The sequence below is a fragment of the Flavobacterium sp. genome, assembly GCF_028712645.1.
Taxonomy (GTDB): Bacteria; Bacteroidota; Bacteroidia; order Flavobacteriales; family Flavobacteriaceae; genus Flavobacterium.
The window spans coordinates 1-5482 of sequence record NZ_JAQTPQ010000238.1 but is presented as its reverse complement, the minus strand read 5'-3'; the positions used below and the strand labels follow the sequence as shown (position 1 = coordinate 5482).

Genomic DNA, 5482 nt, shown 5'->3' with positions numbered 1-5482 from the left:
AAGGAAAAAAATATTACACTCATATCTTTGCAAAAATATAAATAAAGTTTGTTTTGTTTTTCATTTAGAAACTGCCTCTTTTAGGCAGTTTTTTTTTGAATTTTTTTGAAAGATTTTATTAGTATATATATAAGAAAATTACACTTTAAATTTGATTAATTGTGTAGTTTGTCGATTAAATTTGGTAATTGAGTGAGATTAAGTATAAATTACAATGCTAATTAATATGTTTTTAAATCTATTATTATTATGATAAAGAGATAGACCCAATCTTTTTATTATTAATTATTATCTTTTATGCGGGTTAAATTTATCGGTGTTTTATTAATGATTGTAATTGTAACGTCATTAAATTCTTGTTCTACAAATTCAACAACAACACCAAATACTTCAGCTTCATCACAAAGTGGTGTATCTTATACTTATACTTCCTTTGAAATTGAAACAATGAATCTAATAAACTCACATAGAGTTAGTATTGGTTTAAAAGCATTGGAACAAAACAACTATATTTCCTTTAAGTCTGAAGAACATGATAATTATATGATAGCAAACAATGTTGTTAATCATGATGATTTTACAAACAGATCACAAAATATTATGGATGTTTTAGGAGCAAAAAATGTAGGCGAAAATATTGCCTATAATTACAATACACCTCAGTCTGTTCTTGATGCCTGGTTGAATAGTCCTATGCATAAGCAATATATTGAAGGAGATTTTACTCATTTTGGAATATCTGTTAGAGTAAATGCTGAAGGAAAAAAATATTACACTAATATTTTTGTGAAAATTTAAGTTGTCTACAGAAAAATAATGAGTAATTTTTGAATAACAAAAAACCTTGAAGTTTTTCAAGGTTTTTTGTTATTTTTAATCGATTAAATGCATTACAAGGCTGTAATAATAAACTCGCTACGTCTGTTTTGTTGATGTTCTTCTTCGGTGCATTTTACACCATCCGAACAACCGTTTACTAGTTGTGTTTCGCCGTATCCTTTACCAGTTAATCTACTAGAATCAATGCCGTTTTTCACTAACCAATTTATAGTTGATTTTGCTCTTCTATCAGATAAAACTTCATTGTATTTGAATGTTTGTCTACTGTCAGTATGAGAACGGATATCCAATTTCATTGTCGGATTTTGGTTCAATACATCTAATATTTTTTCTAAATCCAATGCAGCTTCTTGTCGAATATTATATTTATCTAAATCGAAATAAATCATTTTAATTCCAAAACATTTTCCTAAATCATCACCAATAGCAACCTTGCAAGCTTCTTTTTCTAATACAAAAGGTAAATTAGTTTTACCGTTTTCACTAGCAATTGTTATTTTTTGTTCCTTGGTAGTATATTCTTTATTTTCGGCTCTTACATTATAAGATTTTCCACATTCAACAGTAAAAATATAATTACCAGCTGTGTCTGAAACAGTTGTGTTTACCAAATTAAATTTGTTGTCAAACAAGCTAATTTTTGCATTAGGCAATATCTCACCAGAAGCAGAATCAGTTATTAATCCATATAATTCTTGTTCACAAACTAGTTTTTTAGTTTCTAAAAACTTATAGATGTCGTCATAACCTTGACCTCCATCTCTATTAGATGTAAAAAAGCCTCTTCTTGATTTTGTGTCAATCAAAAAGGCAAAATCATCTTCTGGAGAATTGGCTTCTGCACCAATATTTTGAACTTCACCAAATGTACCGTTAGGGTTTATTTTGGACACAAAAATATCTAACCCACCAAGACCAAGATGACCGTCTGAGGCGAAATAAAGTTCATTTTCATCTGTAACAAAAGGAAAGGTTTCTTTTCCTTCAGTATTTATTGTATTTCCTAAATTTTCAGGGATTCCAAAACTTCCATCTCCATTAATTGTTACCTTAAATAAATCAGATTGTCCTAAAGTTCCTGGCATATCCGAAGCAAAATATAAGGTTTTTTCGTCTGGACTCAAAGCAGGATGTGCTGTGCTGTATTGATCACTATCAAACGGCAATTCAGTTACATTTACCCATTGATTATTTTCAAAACTTGCTTTGTAAATTTTAATTAAAGTTATGCTTTTGGCATCTTTTCCTTTTTTACCATCTAGAAAGTTATTTCTGGTAAAATACATCGTTTTTCCATCTTTAGTAAACACAGGAGTTGATTCGTGGAATTTTGAATTTATGGTTTTTGAAAATTTATCTATTTTCCCTAGAGCTAAATCATCACCTAAATCGGCAACATAAAGGTTAGTGAAATATTGATTTGTCCATTTGTGTTTTTTTTGACCTAAACTTCCTGTATCTCTTGCTGAAGCAAAAACAAGTTTATTTCCATAAAATGAACTTCCATAATCTGAATATTTAGAGTTTATTCCAGCATCTTCTATTTTGTATCTTCCAGAATTTGCCTTGATTATGTCTAAATAATTTTTGCTTTTTTCGTAAAGTTTTGCTCTGTTGTCATTACCAGCTTTTTGGTTAAACATTTCTAACATCTCGTTAGCCTTTTCATTTTGTCCCACCGCCTTTAACGATTGTGAATAACGATAATAATATTCAGGTTCTAAATTAGAATTCATTGCAAACAATTCGCCATACCATTTTGCAGCCTTTTCCAATTCAGAATTGAAATAATAAGAATTTCCTAGTTTTTGGAACAGATCTACAGATTTATATCCTTTTTCCGCAACTCTTTCATAGGTTTTTATGGCATCTATATAAGCATAGCTGTCATATTTTTTATCTGCAGCAGCAACTTTAGATTTTTGGGCATAACCGCCAAAAGAAAAAACGCTTACTATTGTTATGCACAGGAGTATAAAATTTTTCATAATAATTGTTTTTAGAAGAATCTTGGAGTTGTGATTTTATCGATATTGTTAAATATTTCGTAGCGCAGGAATATTTCATGCGAACCAGAATTGTAATTTTTTAAATTGGTAGTTTCCTTGTCGTAACCATAGCCTATGTATAAGCCATCAGAAACTTGAAAGCCAACCATAGCACTCAATGAGGCACTCCATCTATAAGCAACTCCAACTACAAATTTGTCATTAATCATAAAGTTTCCTGAAACGTCAACTTGAAGTGGTGCACCTTGAACCATTTTGGTCAATAAGGCAGGTTTGAATTTTACTGATTCATTAAGATCAAATACATAACCAGCAATTAAATAATAATTAATTTTTTCTTTGAAGATGGCAACTTCATTATCATCGTAACGTTTTGTTTCAATGAAATTAGGAATAGAAAAACCTATGTAGGCTTTATCCGAATGTAAATAAAGTCCTGCTCCAATGTTTGGAGAGAATTTTTTAAAATTTTGTAAACTTGGATCCGAAGCATCAACAGGATCTAAAATCGACGAATCTAAATTAAATAGATTTGCAGTAGCTTTAATACCAAAAGAGAGTTTGAAAGTCTCTGATGTTGGAATTGAATAGGATAAATCAGCCGATAAAGTGTTTTCTTGAGTAGGCCCAATTTTATCATTAATCAGCGAAACACCCAAACCTAAACTAGTCCCGATTAGTGGTGTATTTAAAGATACGGCATTGGTTACAGGAGCTCCGTCCAATCCAACCCATTGAGTACGATGTAAAGCGAATATACTCATAGCTCCTCTCGATCCAGCATAAGCGGGATTGACATTGATTGTGTTGTACATATATTGGGTGAATTGTGCATCTTGTTGAGCATAACTTACCATTCCAGTAAACATCAAAGCGAATAATAGTATTCTTGTCTTCATTTAGTTGTTGTATTAAACCCAGGAGTTTTTAATTCCCGGGAGTTAGGTTTGTGTTAGATTTATCGAGTTAGGTATAAAAAGCCGTCTTTTCTGTTGGTTTGAATATTATTGTTTCCATCATAAGAGGTGTAATTCAATATGTAATAGTAGGTTCCTGTTGGTAAACCAGATGATTGTCCAATCGTTGTTCTACCTTTTGAAGTACCATCAAAAACATTGTTTACATTATCATAGTTTTTAGTTTCAAAAACCAAAACACCCCATCTGTTATAAATTTCTACTGTATTTTCAGGATAACAAATAGTATCCTCAATGTTGTCGATTATGAATAGTCTGTTAATGTTATCTCCATTTGGAGAGAATGCATTATGAACTTTTACAACACCACAAGACAGTACGATTCCACCACAATCATTATCACTATTTACATTCATATTAATCAAAATACTTAAAGGACAATCTTCTCCATTGATTTTATATTCAAAAACATAATCACCAACTGCAACTCCAAATGGAGAGAAGTTACTTCCTTGTAGTGCTCCTGAATTATTTTTATCAATCCAAGTTCCATTTGTAGAAGTATCACTTGGAAGTAAATTATTTAGATCAATAGTTGATGGATCTAAATTACAAGCAGTACTTGTTACTGTAATAACCGTATTGTTTATTGAAACATTTACTACTTGAACAAATTTTGAAGAATTTCCACAAGAATCTGAAACATTCCATTCTCTTACAATAGAATAGGAATCTGCAGTTTGATTAATGATTTTCTCAGTATAAATTGGTGTACTTACAGAAGAACACTCATCAACAAATACTAGCTCTGGTTTCAAAGGAATTGCATCACATTTTACATCAATGCTTGGTTCAAATGAAGTAGTCGTAGTTGGAGCAGTAGTATCTTGAACATTTATAGTTTGAGAAGCAGTTGCAGCATTACCACAAGCATCAGTTGCAGTCCAAGTTCTGGTCAATACATAACTGTTAGGACAAGACTCGCTATTGTTGGTTTTAACTTCAGCATAAGTTACTGATGCAGTTCCACAATTATCAGTTGCAGTTAAAGTAGTCGCTTCAGGAATTGCATTACATTCTACAGTTACGCTTTCAGGAACAGCTTCTACAAAAGTAGGAGCAGTAGTATCTTGAACATTTATAGTTTGAGAAGAAGTTGCAGCATTACCACAAGCATCAGTTGCAGTCCAAGTTCTAGTTACAGAATAAGAACCTTCACAAGCACCATTAGTAGTTACATCAGTCGAAGTTAAAGTTACAGCACTTCCACAAGCATCAGTTGCTGTTGCTTGAGTAAACTCAGGTGTTGCAGGACAATTAATGGTTGTTGTTTCCGGTAATGCATCAAACACAGGAGCTGAAATATCTTTAACTCTTATAGTTTGATAAGCTGTTGATGAATTTCCACAAGCGTCAGTTGCAGTCCAAGTTCTTGTTAAAGAATATGAACCAGCACAAGCACCATCGATTCTCACGTCAGCAAAGGTTAGGGTAACAGAAGTATCACAAACATCAGTCGCAGTTGCTTCTCCAAATACTGGAATTTCAGGACAATTGATCGAAAGGCGAGTAGGTGGTACTGCAATTACAGGAGCCACATCATCAATCACGTTTATCGTTTGAGTTGTAGACGAAGAGTTGCCACAAGCATCAGTGAAAGTCCAAGTTCTAGTTATAACGAAAGAGTTCGCACAGCTACCTTCAGCAATTGCATCT

The 5482-nt window shown here is 32.2% G+C and carries 4 protein-coding genes; 1 reads left to right on the top strand and 3 read right to left on the bottom strand.

Annotated features, from left to right (window positions below):
• Positions 1 to 297: 297 nt before the first annotated feature.
• Positions 298 to 798 carry a CAP domain-containing protein gene (locus tag PHC28_RS15125; RefSeq protein ID WP_300102493.1) on the top strand — a complete coding sequence of 167 codons (501 nt, stop codon included), beginning with the start codon at positions 298 to 300 and terminating at the stop codon, positions 796 to 798.
• A gap of 92 nt (positions 799 to 890) precedes the next feature.
• Here PHC28_RS15125 and PHC28_RS15120 read toward each other — a convergent pair whose 3' ends face one another.
• From PHC28_RS15120 to PHC28_RS15110, 3 genes are all read right to left on the bottom strand, one after another.
• The gene (locus PHC28_RS15120; protein WP_300102490.1) at positions 891 to 2828 is read right to left on the bottom strand and encodes an OmpA family protein; all 1938 of its coding nucleotides are present in this window, start codon (positions 2826 to 2828) and stop codon (positions 891 to 893) included.
• A gap of 11 nt (positions 2829 to 2839) precedes the next feature.
• Positions 2840 to 3748, bottom strand: a complete 909-nt coding sequence (locus PHC28_RS15115; RefSeq protein WP_300102488.1) for a type IX secretion system membrane protein PorP/SprF — start codon at positions 3746 to 3748, stop codon at positions 2840 to 2842.
• Positions 3749 to 3807: 59 nt separating this feature from the next.
• A partial coding sequence (locus PHC28_RS15110) for a gliding motility-associated C-terminal domain-containing protein (RefSeq protein WP_300102483.1) occupies positions 3808 to 5482 on the bottom strand: 1675 nt, incomplete at its 5' end.